This window comes from Mesorhizobium sp. WSM4850 (genome assembly GCF_055811735.1).
The window spans coordinates 1-1,043 of sequence record NZ_JBVVPV010000142.1 but is presented as its reverse complement, the minus strand read 5'-3'; the positions used below and the strand labels follow the sequence as shown (position 1 = coordinate 1,043).

The following is a 1,043-nucleotide window of genomic DNA, read 5'->3' as shown; positions in this document are numbered from 1 at the left end:
CCTATGCAGAGATATTTCATTTCGAGGTAGTCTTCGAGCCCGTGGCGGGAACCCTCCCGCCCGATGCCGGACTGCTTCATCCCGCCAAAGGGCGCCGCTTCCGAAGACATACGCCCCGTGTTGATGCCAACCATGCCATATTCCAATGCCTCGGCCACGCGCCAGACACGCTTCAGGTTCGAGGCATAGAAATAGGCGGCGAGGCCGTAGATCGTGTCGTTGGCCTCACGCACAACCTGATCCGCCTCGTGGAAGCGAATGATCGGCGCCAGCGGCCCGAAAGTCTCCTCTTGCGCAACCGCCATCATGCTGGAGATTTCAGTGAGGACCGTGGGTTCGAAGAAGGTGCCATCCTTGCCGATACGTTCGGCCCCGCATCGAATTGTCCCACCCTTGGCAACGGCATCTGCGATGTGGGACTCGATCTTGGCCAAAGCATTCAAGTCGATGAGCGGTCCGACGTCCACTCCGGGGGCGAAGCCGTCGCCAACCGACAAGCACCGGACTTTCTCCACGAACTTCTCAACGAACTCATCGTGAACGCTCGATTGGACGTAAAGGCGGTTCGCTGAAACGCAAGTCTGGCCGGCGTTGCGGAACTTCGCCTGGATCGCGCCGTCAACCGCAGCGTCGATGTCGGCGTCATCAAAGACAATGAAAGGGGCATTGCCGCCGAGCTCGAGGCTGACCTTCTTGATCTGGTCCGAGCACTGGCGCATGAGCAGCCGGCCAACCTCGGTCGAGCCCGTAAAGCTGATCTTGCGGATCTTGGGATTGGAGCAGAGTTCGCGTCCGACGCCACCACCTTCGGACGCATAGATCAGGTTGACGACGCCGTCTGGAAAGCCGGCTTGATGCGCGAGGGCGAACATTGCGCCTGCCACGAGCGGCGTCTGTTCAGCAGGTTTGAGCACGATCGCGCAGCCCGCCGCCAAGGCCGGCGAGATCTTGCGCGCCACCATCGACGCTGGGAAATTCCATGGCGTAATCGTGCCGACGACACCGATCGGCTGCTTGATCACCAGCATGCGACGGTCTGTCGA

Annotated in this window: 1 protein-coding gene; it reads right to left on the bottom strand. The window is 60.7% G+C overall.

The genetic code is table 11. The features are described 5' to 3' along the window. On the bottom strand, positions 1 to 1,043 hold a 1,043-nt coding region (locus AC0L2Z_RS35285; RefSeq protein ID WP_473630627.1), incomplete at both ends, for an NAD-dependent succinate-semialdehyde dehydrogenase.